The organism is Stenotrophomonas sp. YJH_SMC_43 (genome assembly GCF_059372535.1).
In genome coordinates this window covers 789566-804647 of sequence record NZ_JCAFVQ010000001.1, presented here as the reverse complement: position 1 = coordinate 804647, position 15082 = coordinate 789566, and the positions used below count along the sequence as shown (strand labels likewise).

Sequence of the window (15082 nt, the reverse complement as noted above, 5' to 3'; positions counted from 1 at the left end):
GCGAACAACTGGAATGTCAGTGGACTTGCCGTTAGGCAGGTGACTGACATTTCAGCGTTTGCAACGGCGGCTGCGCACTTCATTCCGGCACGGCAATCGCGCATTCCGGCAAATCCACGGTCGGAATCGGCAGCCGGTTATGCAGAAGCGGCAACCATATCGGCAAGCGGATATGCAATTCCGGCAGGAACTGCCGGGAAACCCTTACGGGGCTTGAATCAAGCTGGCTGGCCGATCTGCGCGGGAGCGCGCATCAGCGTGTCACGCGGCAGTTCACCGAAGACCTTGCGGTAGTTGTCGGCGAAGCGCGACAGGTCCCACAGGCCACAGCTGAGGGCGATGGCCTTGACCGAACGGCGGCTGGAATCAGCCATCGACAGGCTGCGGCAGGCCGCGCACAGGCGCAGCATCGACAGGTAACGATTGGGCGACGTGCCGAACAGGTCCTCGAACGCGTAGCGCAGGCCACGCTCGCTGACACCGGCAGCATCGCAGATCTCGTTCATGTAGATATTGCGGCGCAGGTTGAGGCGCATGAAGTTTTCCGCCCGCTGTGCGATCAGATAATGCGTGCGCCGCGCACGGCTGCAACCCGGGCGATCGGCGGAACCCGCGCCCAGCAGTGCCTGCACATGTTCGTGCAACAGCCGCTCGGTTTCTTCAGGCTGCAGCCCCGTGCCCTGGCCCAGCTGCAGGTGCAGCTGCTGGTAGTGCTGTGCCAGCGGGGCGGCCTCGCTGGCGAGATTGAACAGCGAAAGTGCCTGTCCGGCCGGCGGTGTACTGCGCAGGCTCAGTTCGGTCAGCTTGCGCTGCACCCGTGCCACCGGCACCAGCATCAGGGTCATGTGCGTGCCCGGGCTCAGGGTGAACTCGCTGATACCCTCCGGCATCACGGTCAACGCCATTCCAGGTACGAGCGGTACACCGTGGCACCAGCTCAGGGTTTCATCGGTCGCGTGCAGATACCCCAGCATCGCCCAGTCCGGCGGCAGCATGAATCGTCCACGGCAATGGAATCCACAGCTGATGCTGCAGAACAACGCCTCCTCGTGCACGCGTGAAGCGAAGGCCGCCCGCGGCCCATTGCCATCGAGCAGTAGCAGTTCGACATCACATACACGAAGCACGCCGCTCAGCGTCGCCAGGTCGATCGACCGCAGGCCGCTGTCGTCGCTGTCTCCTACCCCACCATCGACCATGACAGTGTCGTCCCCCGATTATCCGTCGTGCGATACGGCCCCCACTGCCTGACAGGGCGCGCACCTCTCATGGAATCTCTTCCATCGCCGGGATGCGCGCCAGCAAAGTGCGCACCCCAAAAGAAACGCGAGTACTTGAATACGAGTATGCCCGATAATTCAACGGGGTAAACATCTGCACTGCATTGAATAAGATGGATACAGACGTGAAAACAAGGTCGTGGTGTTTGGCACAGTTTTCGCATGCGACTGAAAAACCTGCCTCACATTATCTGCACGTCGATGAATCGTTTTGCGAACGAACGGATTTCCGTCACAGAACCCGCGTGAAAAATTAAGGACCGAAGGGATTCTGCCGAATTTGCATATAGGTTCCGGTTGCAGCCGGCCGCCATTCAGGCAAAGTCGATAACACGGTGATCCGGTCTTTGATAATGACCGCACCCAGGGGGACAGCATGACCATGCACGTATCGCTCGACACCTCGACCACCGGCTCCGCGCCGTGCGGTCGCGGTTGCGCGAACGGCGTCCCGCCTGGAATCGATCACCCTGCTTGAGCATGGCGGGTCCATCCCGCCGTGCCTCCTCCGCCAGGACGTGCGGAGGTCCACGGACGATCCCGGCGGAGCCGGGCCACCGCCCAACAGGTGTCCTGTAGCAGACAGGTAGAGGGAGACAAACGTCATGAACGCATCGATCCGCAAGTTCCTGAAGGAAGAAGATGGCGTTACCGCACTCGAGTACGGCCTGCTGGCGGCTGTGATTGCGGGTGTCCTGATCGCACTGGGCAGCACGCAGATCAAGGATTTCTTCGAAACGCTCTTTGAGAATCTCACCAAGCTTGCCGACAAGGCGTCAGGCAACCCACCGGCCTGAGCCGCTCCCAGGCTGATCAGGGACAGCAGCTGCTGACCGTCCACTGACGGACAAAGGAGGGTGCGATGACACTGCTGGGATTGCTGGCCATCGGTGTGTGCCTGCGGATTGCGATCAGCGATCTGTACGCCCGTCGGGTGCCCAACGCCTGGCTGCTGTCCGCATGCGCGATCACCGTTGTCGTGCTCATCGCCGGACAGTTCAACGCGCCGCGCCTGCCGTGGGCTTCCCACATTGCCGGCGCGGCGCTCGGCCTGGTCGCATTGCTGCCTTTCCATGCAGTGCGCTGGATGGGCGCCGGCGATGTCAAATTCTTTTCGGTACTGGGATTGATGCTGGGCTGGCAGGCACTGCTGCCGATCTGGATCGCGGCCAGCCTGGCAGCGGGCGCACATGCCGCACTGGTGCTGGTATCACGCCGGTTGGGTCCAGCACTGCCCATCGGCCTTCAAGCCCATATGCATCGGGCAAGTTCGCAATGGCATTCGCACCCGGCGCTACGCGGAATGCAGAGCGCCCGCCAGGGGCGCCAAGGCATTCCCTACGCCGCCTACCTGGCGGTATCCGCCATCGCCTGGATCCTCATCAGCACGTACGGAGGTGTGGCATGAACATCCAGAACCCACGCCGGCAACGCGGCGTGGCCAGCATCGAGTTCGCACTGATGCTGATGCTGGGCCTGCTGCCACTGCTGTTGTTCACGTTCTCCGGCGTGATGATCATGGCGGCCCAGCAGACCCTGGCAACCGCCTCGGCCGAGGGTGCGCGCGCATCGCTGCGCTATGGCAGCGCCAACGAACGCCGTACTGCAGCCTGTGTTGCGGCGCGCAGTTCGATGCAGTGGCTGCTGAACTTCTCGGGTCAGCCGGTCGACTGCAGCAATGGCGGAAGCAACGCCATTCTGGTTTCGGCGCAGGCCCCCTGCGCCGGACTGGCCAGCGCCCAGTGCATGACCGTGACAGTCAGCTACGACTACGCAAGCCACCCCTTCCTGCCCGGCACCGCCACGCTCTACAAGTGGGTGATGCGGGCTCCCATCCGCAGCGTCGCGGTCGCTCAGCTCGACCTCGGCAGCGGCAACTGACGTTCGGTACAGGAGACGGTTCCATGCTCAAGTTGACCCGCATTGCTGCCGTCGCCCTGATCGGGCTGGCCGTGCTGCTGGCGGTGATCGCCTTGATGATCGGGCGCAAGCAGGCCGCGCCGGCCACGGTTGCCCCGGTCGCGCGGAGCGATGCCCAGGCGATCACCGTGGTGGAGGCGGTGGCACGCCTGCCGGCCGGCGAACCGATCTCTGCCAACGGATTGCGTCTGGCACAGCGCAGCGCCCCGGTTGCCGGTGCCGCCACCAGCATTTCCGCCGTGGTCGGAAAGGTACCAGTGCAGGACATCGCCGAAGGCACGGCGATCAGCAGCAATGCACTCGCGCAGGGATTCTCGCTGCAGCTGCGCCCCGGGGAACGCGCACTCGCGGTCCCGGTGGACGAGCTGGTGGGTGCCGGCAACCGCATCCTTCCGGGTGATTTCGTCGACGTGTTCCTCAACCTGCGCACTGCCCAATCCAGCGCCAGCGGCCCGGCCGACGCAGCACAGACGCGCCTGCTGTTGTCACGCCTGCGCGTGCTCAGCTATGGCCAGCAGGACATCGCCCCGGCCAACCATGACGCTGTTGCCAGCACTGAAGCCGATGCCCGCAACGATCCGCGCGCCGCTGACATCACCGGAAGCAGCAGCACCCAGAGCACGGGCAGCGAGACTGCCCAGCCCGCACGCAGCGCGGTACTGGCGGTACCGGTGGCCGACGCCAACCGGCTGCTGCTGGGTGCACAGCAGGGCAAGCTGTTCCTGGCCCTGCGCAACCCTGCCGATGCCGGCCAGCCCGATCTGGCGCTGTTCCCGCAGGCACGCGGGGTGATCGATCCGCTGCGGGGGCTTGATGCGGAGCAGCAGCTTGCGCTGCAACGGCCAGAGAATCACGCCTTCGCCGGCATCGACGGCGATGCGTTGGCCGGGCGCAGCAACACACCGGCGCGCAGCGCCCAGGATGCCCCGGCACGCGCACCCGCACCGCGGCGCAGTTCCCCGCGCGCATCGGGTATCGAAATCATCCGAGGCGACAGCTCCGCCCCCCGTGGTTCCCTTTGACCTGCATCGAGCGCATCCATGACCGAACGTCGCCGCAGTCCACGCCCTTCCCCCCGCCAGCGCTGGCTGGCCCTGCTGCTGGTGCTGCTGGCACCGGCGACGAGCGTGGCCGCCGACGACCTGGTGCTGCAGGCGCGTGAGCAGCGTCCCTGGACCCTGCCGGGCGATCTGGAGCGGGTCGCCATTGCCGATCCGGGCGTGGCCGATATCGTGATGCTGCGCGGCCAGCGCCAGGCATTGCTGGTCGGCAAGGCGCCGGGCACTACCACGCTCCTGCTCTGGCACCGAAAGCAGGCCGAACCACAGCGCCTGCAGGTGCGGGTACAAAGCGCGGTGCAGGGTGCGGCCGACACTGGCGCGAACGGGCTGGTATTCACCCAGCAGGACAATCAGGGCCTGCTGCAGGGAAGCACCGACAGCGTGCTCTCGCACATGCAGGAACAGAAGACCGCCGCCATGGCGCTGGGCAAGGAGGGGCTGCTTGCCGATGCGTCGACGGTCAGCAGCGGCGGCGTGGTCCAGGTCGAGGTCAAGGTGGTCGAGTTCAACAAGACCGCACTGAAGCAGATCGGCATCAGCTTCCAGAACCGCAACGGCAACTTCGCCTACGGCTTCGCCCGCCCGGGCGGCCAGTTGCCGGGCAACACCGGCATCCTGCCCGGCATGAAGGAAGGCAACTCCGGCAACGAAGCCGAATCACCCATTTCTTCGGCCTTCCGCCTGGTATTCGGCTCGACCAAGGGCCTGTGGAATGCCGACGTCGACCTGCTGCAGAGCAATGGCATGGCGCGCGTGCTGGCCGAGCCGACACTGGTCGCGCTGTCCGGACAGAGCGCCAGTTTCCTGGCCGGCGGCGAGCTGCCGATCCTGGAACCGCAGGGGCTGGGCACCACGACGATCACCTACAAGCCCTTCGGCATCGGCCTGACCGTGACACCGACGGTACTGGCGCCGAACCGCATCGCCCTGAAAGTCGCACCGGAAGCCAGTGACCTGGACTACAGCAACGCCATCGCGCTCAACGGCGTGCAGATTCCCTCGATCACCACCCGCCGTGCCGACACCACGGTCGAGCTGGGCGATGGCGAGAGCTTCGTGATCGGTGGCCTGGTCAGCTCCAACGTGGTGTCCAGCGTCGGCAAGATCCCGCTGCTGGGTGACCTGCCGATCATCGGCTCGTTCTTCCGCAACTTCGACTACAAGCGCCAGGACAAGGAACTGGTGATCATCGTCACGCCACGCTTGGTGAAGCCGCTGGCACGCAACACCGACCTGCCACTGCCCGGCGACCGCGAAGCCAAGCCGCACATGCCCGAATGGGGCGCCTGGCTGCTGGGTCCGATCAGCCAGGACCCGGTGCCCGGCTTCTCACGCTGATTCCATGATGCCTGCGATACCACGCCCATGCCCTATGCCACTGCCCAGCCGCTGCATCCGCAAGGACCGCCGATGAACCTGGTCCTGTATGGAATGGATCGCGAACTGCTGCCCCGGCTGGCGGCCAAACTGCCGCCGACCACTACCCTGCACTGGCAGGACAGCAGTACGCCGACCTCCGCCCAGGATCTGCAACGTGGGCCGCAGAGCCTTGTGCTGCTCGATTTCCGCCCCGAGCATGCGGCCGCCTCCAGCGTGCTGGCGCAGCAACTGCAACAGACAGAGCCGGATCTGGCATTGGTTGCCGTCGGTGCCACCAGCGCCGGCCAGGTGGAAGGCGTCGTCATCGCATTGCGGGCGGGCCTGCGTGATGTGCTGGATCTGGACAGCGACAACGTCGGCATCGAGGCCGCGCTGCGCCGCGCCCTGTCGCCACGACCGGCTGCCGCCGCGCAGCACGCGCACAAGGCGCGCCTGATTGTGCTGCTGGGCGTGCGCGCCGGGGTCGGCACCAGTACGCTGGCCGCACATCTCTCGGTGCTGGCACAGCAGACCCGTGCGCTGGCACAGGGCGAGGCACTGCATCAGGACGGCCTGCTGATGGAGCTGGCCCAGCCTTCGGGTGACCTCGCGCTGTACCTCAACCTGGACAGCCGCTTCCATTACGAAGACGCGCTGCGCAACGCCAGCCGCATCGATGCCACCCTCGCCCGCACGGCCATGGCCCGTCACGATTCCGGGCTGGTGCTGCTGGACCGCGCCAGCGGCAGCGATGCGGTACCGCCGTCCGATCCGGGTGCGTTGCTGCAGCGCCTGCGCACCGTGTTCGCCAGCGTGCTGTGTGATGCCGGTGGCTGCCCGCTGCGTCAGCTGCCGCCGCTGCTGCTGGACCAGGCCGACGAGATCTGGCTGGTCACCGATGCCTCCATCGCCACACTGGTGTCGCTCGACCAGGCACTGAAGCATCTTGCCGGGCAGCGCGAACGCGAGAAGCGCCTGCAGCTGGTGATCAATCGCCACGATGACAGCAGCGGCATGAGCCCGGAGCAGATCGCGCGCCGCTTCGAGGTGCCCCTGCTGGCGACGCTTCCCGAACGACCGCGCGTGCGCCTGGCTGCCAGCCAGGGCCACCTGCTGCTGCAGGATGCACCGCGCGACCCCTACCTGCGTGCCCTCGCTCCGCTGGTTTCGCGCCTGGATCCGGCTGCTTGCCCGGTCCAGGCGCAGGGCCTGCGGGAAAGACTCTCCCTTGCCCTGGGTGGATCGCAATGGAAGACAAGGTAACCCCGTTCCCGCATGCCGTTGCCCGGCCGGTGCTGCCCGAAAGCTCGCCGGGCCACCAGCCGTTCGCGCAGACCGAGCAGTACCAGAAGGTGCTCTCGGCCGCGCATGAGCACCTGCTCAACAGCATCGAGGACGAGCGCATCGACATCGATTCCTGGGCCCCCGACACCATCGCCCGTTGGGTGCAGGTGCAGACGGCGGGCTTCATCCAGGAGTGGCGCATCCCGATCAACGAAGAGGAAATGCAGGTGGTGGCCAACGGCCTGGTCAAGGAGCTGACCGGCTTTGGCCCGCTGGACGACCTGCTGCACGACGCGTCCATCGAAGACATCCTGATCAACGGTTTCAAGGATGTGCACGTGTCCCAGGGCGGCCAGCTCAAGCGGGCCACCCAGCGCTTCACCGACGATACGCATCTGCTGCGCATCCTGCGCCGCATCCTCGCCCCGCTTGGGCGCCGGCTGGATGACTCCAATCCGATGGTCGATGCGCGCCTGCCCAACGGCGGCCGTCTCAACGCGATCATCTCGCCACTGGCGGTGGATGGACCGATGGTGTCCATCCGCAAGTTCCGCAAGGACCCGTTCACCCCCGATGAACTGCTGGCCAAGGGCACCTTCGATGCGCCGATGCAGGCCTTGCTGAAGGCGATGGTGCTGGGCCGCTGCAACATCCTGGTATCCGGCGGCACCAGCTCCGGCAAGACCTCGCTGCTGAACGCCCTGGCCAGCTACGTCCCCGCGAACGAGCGCGTGATCACCGTCGAGGACACCGCCGAGCTCTCGCTCAACCACCCGCATGTGGTCCGCCTGGAAAGCCGTATCGGTGGCGCCGAAGGCCACGGTGCGGTCAGTATCCGCGATCTGGTCCGCAACAGCCTGCGCATGCGCCCCGACCGCATCGTGGTGGGCGAGGTGCGCGGCGCCGAGGTCCTGGAAATGCTGCAGGCAATGAACACCGGCCACGACGGCTCGATGGCCACCATCCACGCCAACTCACCGCGCGACTGCCTGTACCGGATCGAGATGCTGGCCGGCTTTGCCGGCTTCCAGGGCAGCGAGGACAGCCTGCGCCGGCAGATCGCCAGTGCCATCGACTTCATCGTGCAGATCTCGCGCCTGGGCAGCGGGCGCCGCGTGCTGGTATCGATCACCGAGATCACCGGTGTCAGCGACAACCTGATCACCACCCAGGAAATGTTCCGCCACGAGCTGCAGATCGACGGCAACGGCAAAGAGATCGATCGCTGGGTCGGGCTGGGCTTCCATCCGCACTCACACAAGCTGGAGCCGTTCCGCCAACAACTGCGCGAATCGCTCTACGGAGACTTCTGAGCATGGGAACCGGCGCGCTGCTGGGCATGTTGAGCATCATCGCGGTGCTGCTGGCGCTGGCAGCCTGGCTGTGGGGCACGGCCAGCAGCCGTGAACAACGCCAGGTTTCAATGCGGCACGCCGAGCAGCAGCTTTCGCGCGGAAGCGCCACGGGCGGAGCACCCGCCGGGCCGTCCGTCACCGCTGCCAACGATCCGGCGCGGCCCGCCAGCACCGGGCGCCGCGTGCTGCCGCTGGATGGCCTGCTGCAGCGCGCAGGGCTGCAGACCGGCTGGAAAATTCCCATCATGCTGCTGGTACCGGGGCTGGTACTGTCGGTGGTGGCGATGCTGCGGCTGGGCACCGCATGGATGTTTCCGCTGACCCTGCTGCTGTACCTGCTTGGCTGCTGGCTGTGGGTGATGCGGCGGACCACGAAGCTGCGTGCGCAACTGCTGCATCAGCTGCCGGACTTCCTCGACAACCTGGTGCGGCTGACGGCACTGGGCAACAGCCTGCAGGCCGCGTTCCAGGTTGCTTCGATGCAGACCAGCGCGCCGTTGCGCGGGCTGCTGGACACTACGGTGCGCTTTGCGCGCAGTGGCATGGAGCTGGACCGTGCACTCGCACAGGCCTCGCATCCCTATCGCATGGATGTGTTGAAGGTGTTGTCGGTGGTGATCGGTGTCAGCGTGCGCATCGGCGGGCGCTCCGACCAGATCCTGCAGCGCATGGGCGATTTCATGCGCGATCTGGAACAGGCCCAGCAGGAGCTTGCGGCAACGACCTCGGAGACGCGCATGTCAGCCTGGGTGCTGGGCCTGCTGCCACCGGCCTGCGCGGTGCTGATGGCGATCGCCAGCCCGGACTTCTTCCAGCCGGTGCTGCACGATCCGCTTGGCCACAAGATCCTGCTGCTTGCACTGGGCATGGAGCTTGTCGGTGGCTTCCTGCTGTATCGCCTGGCCAAATCGCTATGAACCACCCCCGCCCCGCCGGAGACGACCGATGAGCGCCAGCGCCTGGTTCGCCCTCTCCCTGCTCGTACTGGCTGCAGGTATCGCCCTGCTGGGTATCGGCGGCTGGGTACGCAGCCATCGTGAGCAGCGTACAACGGCCACGTTGAAGACCGCCCTGCAGCCGCGCGAGGCGTCCCGTGACCCCGAACCTGCACGGCACGATTCGCTGGGCTGGCTCGAACGCTTCGGCCGTGCCCTCAGCGGCGGCCGCCTGGAAGCGGCATTGCTGGCCAATGAAGACCGGCTGCTGTTGGATCTGGCCGGGTGGAACACCCGCCGCGGTACGGCCATCTACCTCGGCCTGCGCCTGCTGCTGGCCGTGCTGGTGCTGGCACTGGTGCTGACATTCAGCAGCGTCACCGGGCTGGCCAGGATCATGGTGATCATCGGCGCCTTGGCCGCTGGCCTGCTGCTGCCCAAGTTCATTCTCTCCTCCTGGGTGAAGCGGCGCCGGCGCGCGGTCGACAACGAGCTACCGCTGCTGATCGACCTGCTGCGCCTGCTGCAGGGCGTGGGCTTCAGCATGGACCAGAGCCTGCAGACGCTCGGCGACAAGCTGCGCGATGCATTGCCGGTCCTCGGCGGCGAGCTGCAGGAGGCCAACGTCGCCTATACCCATGGCCGCACGCGCGCGCAGTCGCTGCGCCGGCTGAGCGAGGTCTATGCAGACGATGACCTGACCAGCCTGATGCAGCTGATCCTGCAGGTGCACGCCCATGGCGGCGCGGTGCAGGAGCCGCTGCGGCAGTTCAGCATCCGCCTGCGCGAACAGCGTCGCAACACGCTGAAGGAAAAGGTCGGCAAGCTCTCGGTGAAGATGACCGTGGTGATGATGCTGACCCTGCTGCCAGCGCTGATGCTGGTCCTTGCCGGCCCGGCGCTGGTCGCGCTGGCCACTACCATGTCCAAGATGGGGTCCCCCTGATGCCTGCCCTGCGCACTTCCTGCCTGATTGTTGCCCTGGCCGCCGTTGCCGGCGCCAGCGGCTGTGCATCGACCACACCGAAGTACCTGCGCGCGCCCAGCCTGGCCGCGCCCGAACCGGCGCCGCAGGACAGCCGCAATGCTTACCTGGAGCTGATCGAACGCATGCAGCAGCAAGGCGCATGGTATGCCTCGCTCGCCCACGTCGACGCCTTCCGTCAGCGCTACGGCGATCCGCCGGCATTGCGTCTGCTGCAGGCCGACGCGCTGCGCGAGACGGGCCAGGCCGATGCTGCGATCGCCCTGTACCGCGATCTTTCCAGTGGTCCCCAGGCCGCCGCGGCCGCACATGGCCTGGGCCTGATTGCCGCGCGCCGCGACGACGACGCCGGCAGTGAGCAGGCACTGGCGCGGGCGACCGAACTGCAGCCATTGAATACAAGCTATCTCGGCGACCTCGGCTATGCGCGGCTGCGCGCCGGGCAGTTCGAGCGCGCGCGCGAACCCCTGGCCAAGGCGCTGGAGCTGTCGCCGGGCAATGCCAAGGCCACTGCCAACCTCGCGCTGTGGGCGGTGCTGCGTGGCGACACCACCACCGCCGAACGCCTCGCCCAGCAGGCCAACCTCAACGACGAGACCCGGCTCAGCATCCAGCAGCAGGCGGCGCAGATCCGTGCCCGCCTGCAGCAACGCCAGGCCGCATCGGCCGCTGCCGCAGCCGTGCCGGCCACTGCGCGTGCTCTCGCCAGAGATGCCGTCGGCAACCCGCCCGCCGCCACGCGACTGGCGGCGGAACCACGCCGCGACAGCCGCGACGAACGCGATCCGCAGCGCCTGCCGCCCTCGATGCTGGAACGCTTCAGCACCTCCGACCACCCGAACGGGAACACACCATGACCGCGACGCCCCTGACCCGACGCCTGCTGCCCGTTCTGATCTGCCTGTTACCGGCCACTGCCGTGCAGGCGCAGCAACAGCCGCTGACCGGTCGGATGCTTGGCGGCAGCACGCCGGCTGTGCCGACGTCGCAGCCGCTGCAGTCCGAGTCACTGGCCACCGTGGACCTGATGGCCCCGCCAGCACCGGTGCCGCAGGCGGCGCCCGCAGCAGTGGCCATCACCGATGGCAATGCTCCAGCCGCGCGACCCGGCCGCAGCCAGATCGGCGATACCACGCGCAACCTGTTCCGCCTGCAGGCATCGGGGCAACGGGCCGGGCAGCACCTGCCGATCCTCGGCGACCAGGCGACGCTGAGCTACGCCCGCTACATGAAGAGCTTCGAACACGAGATCCCGGACTTCTTTGAAACCGATGTCGCCAAGTCCAAGGGATCATCCTCATCCGGACGCTGAGGTAGGCCATGAAACGCCCACGCCAGTTCAGTTTCAGCCGCCCACGGGGCGGCATGTCGATCACCATGATGCTGGTCATGCTGGCGTTGCTGGCGATGCTGGGCCTGATCGAGATCGGTTACCTGTTCTGGGCCAAGCGCGATGCGCAGAAAGTCGCTGATCTGGCCGCACTGGCTGGAGCGCAACGGCTGGAGCTGTGCACCTCGGACAACAGCGACAACAGTGCTGCGCGGCAGAGCGCACTCACCCAGAACAGGTTCGCTGGGAGCCTGGAAATCCGTTGCGGAAACTGGAACGTGACCCGGGCCACCGAGGGGCACTTCAGCCCGGCCGTCGATGCTGCGAATCAACGCAACGCCGTTCGTGTCATCACCCGCCGCGCGGTGCTTCCCTTCTTCGGGCAGAACAGCAGCCTGCCGACCGTGACCGCCCAGGCCGTGGCGCGCCGTGCAGAGCCCACGGCGGTTTTCAGTGTCGGCTCGCAACTGCTCCGCATCAACGGCAACACGCCACTGGGAAATGTCCTGAAACTGGTGGGTGCCGACCTCGACAAGACCACCCTGCTCGGCTACGACGGCCTTGCACAGGCGCATATCACTCCGAACGGACTGCTGCAGGCACTGGGCATTCCGATCGACGTCAACATGGGCGTGGCCGAGTTCAACAATCTGCTGGCGGGCCGCAAGGTCAAGCTGGGCAAGATCCTTCAGGCGACCGTTGACCTGCTCACCCAGCAGGGCGTTGCCCACGTGGACCTGAGTGCGCTGGAGAATGCCCTGGTCGTGCAGGGCATCGACCTCAAGCAGCTGGAGGTGAAACTCGGCTCCGATGACAGCGGCGGCGGCTTGTTCGCACGCGTGGTCGCGCCGGATGGAACGATTTCCAGCGCGCTGCAGGCCGATGTCAATGTGCTGGACCTTATAGGGACCAGCATCAGCATAGCCAATGGCGGCCGCGCGGTCTCGGTCAATGACCTCAACCTGTTGGGCCTGGTCAATGCGAAAGCCGCCGTGGTGGAGCCGCCGTCGATCGCCATCGGAGGCATTGGCTCGCGCGCCTACAACGCGCAGATCCGCGTCTTCCTCGACATCGACACCAACAACATCCCCGTTGCAGGCGGCGTACTTTCACTGCTGGGCATCCGCCTGAAGCTGCCGGTCCATGCAGACGTGACCAATGCAATGGCGACCCTGACCAGCCTGCAATGTGGCAGCACGCCTCCCACGGCGACGATCAAGGTCGAGTCCTCCGTGCTGCGCGCCTGCGTCGGCAAGGTGGCCGACAGCGAGCGGTTTTCCAAGCAGAATGTCTGTGGCGACACCCTGCAGAAGGAACAGATGCTGACACTGCTCGGCGCCCCGTTGATCAATGACAGCATCAAGGTCAATACGCTGACCGACACGCAAAGCCTCACCCTCCCCGCCGGCGCGACCGGTTCAACCCAGGTCAACTCCCTGGAGGTGGGCACCGCCGTGTCCGAGCTGGTCAGCGAACTGCTGCGCGTACTGTCCGGGGTGCTCGATCCGCGCGACGATGGCATGAGCCAGGGCTCGACCGCAGCGCAGTTGGCCGATCGCTACCTGAAAGCAGCCAACGTTGGTCGCAAGCGATACGATGTCGACGCAACCATCAAGCTGCTGGAATTCGGAGACAGTACGCAGGGATTGAAACCACTGGGAAACTGGGACATCACCAAGGGGGTACCGACCAGCTGTGTGCTGGTGACCTGCATGGTCGACGGCAAGGTCTGGCAAGGATTCCGCAACGCAGTGACCGGGGTTGGCTCGGGGCTCCTCGATGGCGTCCTGGGAGCGCTTGTGGGTGGGCTGCTGGTCAAGCAGTGCAACAGCCTGATCGGCGCCCTGGATGACACCACCTACAACAATTGCATGAAGTACAACCTGACTTCCTACCTGCAGACCGCCGATGCCGGCTTCCTGGACCAGTTCGCCGGCGACGGCGTCACCGCCCCCGGCAATGGCCCGGTCAGTTGTTCGGGCCTGCTGTGCTTCCTGCTGAAGCCCGCCCTGGACGTCCTGAAGCCGCTGCTCAACAGTGTCGGCTCGCTGCTGCGCTCGCTGCTGGCCCAGGTACTGGGCCTGGAACTGGGCCGTACGGATGTGCATGTCCAGTCCATCCAGTGCACGCCCGCACAACTGGTCTACTGACCCGTGACGGGCGCCCTTGGCGGCGCCCGCGCACATGCTAGACTCCCGGCGGGGAACCACCTTCATCTCAACCCACACTCATCCGTGGATGGTCTAGACATGCGAGAAACTTCAGGGGGCGCGGTCTTCGCCCGGCACGCGCGCGGCGCGGCACTGCTGGCCGTGACCATGATGCTGGTGGCACCGGCGGCGATGGCTGCCCGTGGCGACCGCGAAGCAGCCGCAGAGCCGGCCGCACGTACCGCACCGGTGGTGCGCAACACCGTTGACGAGCTCAAGCAGCTGATGGATGCCCGCCAGCTGACCGAGCTGCGCACCACCTACAACGGCAATTACGGCGCCAGCCTGCTGTTCAATGCCAACACCCTGACCTACTACGTCGCCCTGTTCCAGGAGAAGAATTTCTGGCGGGTGATCAAGACCGATGCCGTCGACAACGCCGAGCGTGTCTACCGCACCTTCGCGCAGCAGTCCGAGCAGCTGGCCCAGGTCTACATCGACACCACCCGCCTGGAGGCCGGCAAGCGCTATACCGAGCGCCTGGTGGCCTACAACGAGGAACGCCTGCGCGCCCTGCAGCAGGAAATGGAACAGCAGCAGGCACAGTCGGCCCAGGTCAGCGCCGCCCTTCAGCAGGCCCAGCAGCAGGCGGTCAGCCTGAGCAGCGACGTGCAGAGCACCAACAGCCAGTTGGATTCCCTGCAGCGCCGCATCCAGATCCTGCAGGCGGAACAGGGCAACCCGGAGCTGAGCCTTCCCAAGCCGGACAGCGTGCCCTCGCCGGCACCGGCGGCTGCCAGCGACGGTCGCTGAGGTCCAGCACCTCGCATCCTGTCCAACGGCGCCTGCGGGCGCCGTTGTCGTTTCCGGCACCATTTCGTTTCAGCGGCACGCCTCATGCACGGCATCGTCCAGTTGCCGGCGCTGCACGAAGTCCATGCGCTTGCCATTGGCCAGCACCTTTGCGCGTTGCTGCCGCGCGCGCTCACAGGCGGCAGGATCCGCGCTGATCGATATCAGTGCAGCCCGCGCACGCGCCTGCCGTACCACACGCGGACGGCTTGAGGCTGGGCTCGCCGCCTTGGCCATGGTTGCACCCGTTGAGGCCGGCTCCGCCGGCACCTCCCAGCGCCATTCCGCATGCCCCTGGCACGGCGTCTGCTGGTAGACCGGATGCGGCCCGTCCACGCATTTGTAGACGTTGGTCTGAGCGTGCGCGCCCGCGGCCAGCAGCAGGCACAACAGCGGACTCCAATACGCATTCAACATCGCAGGCTCCTCAGCAGGGCTACCGCCATCCTCAATGCCGGAACGGCTTCGTGCCAGAGCGATATGCGTCACATCCGGTGTAATCCAGCACAGCCGTGCAAGTCGCCGGCCTGGCGCTGCGCTGTACTGCCGGAGGCACCGGCGCAACTGCCAG

15 protein-coding genes are annotated in these 15082 nt (G+C 66.1%); 13 read left to right on the top strand and 2 right to left on the bottom strand.

Going from position 1 to position 15082, the window contains the following annotated elements:
• Positions 1-218: 218 nt before the first annotated feature.
• Entirely contained in the window at positions 219-1199 is a 981-nt protein-coding gene (locus AC5QAH_RS03830) for an AraC family transcriptional regulator (RefSeq protein WP_010485148.1), read from the bottom strand.
• Between the two features lie 686 nt (positions 1200-1885).
• Between AC5QAH_RS03830 and AC5QAH_RS03825 the strand changes: the two genes are divergently transcribed.
• The 13 genes from AC5QAH_RS03825 (at position 1886) to AC5QAH_RS03765 (ending at position 14472) form a co-directional block, all read left to right on the top strand.
• Positions 1886-2077: a Flp family type IVb pilin gene (locus tag AC5QAH_RS03825; RefSeq protein ID WP_010485145.1), complete on the top strand. Its 192-nt coding sequence runs from the start codon at positions 1886-1888 to the stop codon at positions 2075-2077.
• A 65-nt stretch (positions 2078-2142) separates the two neighbouring features.
• A complete protein-coding gene (locus tag AC5QAH_RS03820) occupies positions 2143-2688 on the top strand; it encodes an A24 family peptidase (protein WP_019337869.1) in 546 nt (181 codons plus the stop codon).
• Complete coding sequence (locus AC5QAH_RS03815; RefSeq protein WP_010485140.1) at positions 2685-3161, top strand: TadE/TadG family type IV pilus assembly protein; 477 nt, start codon at positions 2685-2687, stop codon at positions 3159-3161. Before AC5QAH_RS03820 ends, AC5QAH_RS03815 begins: the two co-directional genes overlap by 4 nt.
• Before the next feature lie 23 nt (positions 3162-3184).
• Positions 3185-4222, top strand: coding sequence for a Flp pilus assembly protein CpaB (gene cpaB, locus AC5QAH_RS03810; RefSeq protein WP_241883252.1), 1038 nt, complete (start codon positions 3185-3187; stop codon positions 4220-4222).
• An 18-nt stretch (positions 4223-4240) separates the two neighbouring features.
• A complete protein-coding gene (locus AC5QAH_RS03805; RefSeq protein ID WP_010485136.1) occupies positions 4241-5599 on the top strand; it encodes a type II and III secretion system protein family protein in 1359 nt (452 codons plus the stop codon).
• A gap of 27 nt (positions 5600-5626) precedes the next feature.
• Positions 5627-6883, top strand: a complete 1257-nt coding sequence (locus AC5QAH_RS03800) for a CpaE/TadZ family protein (RefSeq protein ID WP_049455076.1) — start codon at positions 5627-5629, stop codon at positions 6881-6883.
• Positions 6868-8217 carry an ATPase, T2SS/T4P/T4SS family gene (locus tag AC5QAH_RS03795; RefSeq protein WP_235650606.1) on the top strand — a complete coding sequence of 450 codons (1350 nt, stop codon included), beginning with the start codon at positions 6868-6870 and terminating at the stop codon, positions 8215-8217. The genes AC5QAH_RS03800 and AC5QAH_RS03795 overlap by 16 nt, the downstream gene beginning before the upstream one ends.
• A 2-nt stretch (positions 8218-8219) precedes the next feature.
• Positions 8220-9176: a type II secretion system F family protein gene (locus AC5QAH_RS03790; RefSeq protein ID WP_049410331.1), complete on the top strand. Its 957-nt coding sequence runs from the start codon at positions 8220-8222 to the stop codon at positions 9174-9176.
• 28 nt (positions 9177-9204) lie between these two features.
• A complete protein-coding gene (locus AC5QAH_RS03785; RefSeq protein WP_010485128.1) occupies positions 9205-10140 on the top strand; it encodes a type II secretion system F family protein in 936 nt (311 codons plus the stop codon).
• Positions 10140-11036 carry a tetratricopeptide repeat protein gene (locus tag AC5QAH_RS03780; protein WP_010485125.1) on the top strand — a complete coding sequence of 299 codons (897 nt, stop codon included), beginning with the start codon at positions 10140-10142 and terminating at the stop codon, positions 11034-11036. Before AC5QAH_RS03785 ends, AC5QAH_RS03780 begins: the two co-directional genes overlap by 1 nt.
• On the top strand, positions 11033-11491 hold the full coding sequence (locus AC5QAH_RS03775; RefSeq protein ID WP_197601803.1) for a DUF3613 domain-containing protein: 459 nt from the start codon (positions 11033-11035) through the stop codon (positions 11489-11491). Before AC5QAH_RS03780 ends, AC5QAH_RS03775 begins: the two co-directional genes overlap by 4 nt.
• Before the next feature lie 8 nt (positions 11492-11499).
• The gene (locus AC5QAH_RS03770) at positions 11500-13659 is read left to right on the top strand and encodes a TadG family pilus assembly protein (RefSeq protein WP_010485121.1); all 2160 of its coding nucleotides are present in this window, start codon (positions 11500-11502) and stop codon (positions 13657-13659) included.
• 99 nt (positions 13660-13758) lie between these two features.
• Positions 13759-14472, top strand: a complete 714-nt coding sequence (locus tag AC5QAH_RS03765; RefSeq protein ID WP_235650608.1) for a DUF2968 domain-containing protein — start codon at positions 13759-13761, stop codon at positions 14470-14472.
• A gap of 69 nt (positions 14473-14541) precedes the next feature.
• Here the strand turns inward: AC5QAH_RS03765 and AC5QAH_RS03760 are convergent, their stop codons facing one another.
• Complete coding sequence (locus tag AC5QAH_RS03760) at positions 14542-14928, bottom strand: hypothetical protein (protein WP_197601813.1); 387 nt, start codon at positions 14926-14928, stop codon at positions 14542-14544.
• Positions 14929-15082: the final 154 nt, after the last annotated feature.

Bases quoted from the DNA above. Each gene is read 5' to 3' on its own strand.
- AC5QAH_RS03825 (WP_010485145.1), top strand. From the start codon at position 1,886: ATGAACGCATCGATCCGCAAGTTCCTGAAGGAAGAAGATGGCGTTACC.
- AC5QAH_RS03805 (WP_010485136.1), top strand. From the start codon at position 4,241: ATGACCGAACGTCGCCGCAGTCCACGCCCTTCCCCCCGCCAGCGCTGG.
- AC5QAH_RS03770 (WP_010485121.1), top strand. From the start codon at position 11,500: ATGAAACGCCCACGCCAGTTCAGTTTCAGCCGCCCACGGGGCGGCATG.
- AC5QAH_RS03780 (WP_010485125.1), top strand. From the start codon at position 10,140: ATGCCTGCCCTGCGCACTTCCTGCCTGATTGTTGCCCTGGCCGCCGTT.
- AC5QAH_RS03820 (WP_019337869.1), top strand. From the start codon at position 2,143: ATGACACTGCTGGGATTGCTGGCCATCGGTGTGTGCCTGCGGATTGCG.
- AC5QAH_RS03785 (WP_010485128.1), top strand. From the start codon at position 9,205: ATGAGCGCCAGCGCCTGGTTCGCCCTCTCCCTGCTCGTACTGGCTGCA.
- AC5QAH_RS03790 (WP_049410331.1), top strand. From the start codon at position 8,220: ATGGGAACCGGCGCGCTGCTGGGCATGTTGAGCATCATCGCGGTGCTG.
- cpaB (WP_241883252.1), top strand. From the start codon at position 3,185: ATGCTCAAGTTGACCCGCATTGCTGCCGTCGCCCTGATCGGGCTGGCC.
- AC5QAH_RS03800 (WP_049455076.1), top strand. From the start codon at position 5,627: ATGCCCTATGCCACTGCCCAGCCGCTGCATCCGCAAGGACCGCCGATG.
- AC5QAH_RS03775 (WP_197601803.1), top strand. From the start codon at position 11,033: ATGACCGCGACGCCCCTGACCCGACGCCTGCTGCCCGTTCTGATCTGC.
- AC5QAH_RS03795 (WP_235650606.1), top strand. From the start codon at position 6,868: ATGGAAGACAAGGTAACCCCGTTCCCGCATGCCGTTGCCCGGCCGGTG.
- AC5QAH_RS03830 (WP_010485148.1), bottom strand. From the start codon at position 1,199: ATGGTCGATGGTGGGGTAGGAGACAGCGACGACAGCGGCCTGCGGTCG.
- AC5QAH_RS03765 (WP_235650608.1), top strand. From the start codon at position 13,759: ATGCGAGAAACTTCAGGGGGCGCGGTCTTCGCCCGGCACGCGCGCGGC.
- AC5QAH_RS03815 (WP_010485140.1), top strand. From the start codon at position 2,685: ATGAACATCCAGAACCCACGCCGGCAACGCGGCGTGGCCAGCATCGAG.
- AC5QAH_RS03760 (WP_197601813.1), bottom strand. From the start codon at position 14,928: ATGTTGAATGCGTATTGGAGTCCGCTGTTGTGCCTGCTGCTGGCCGCG.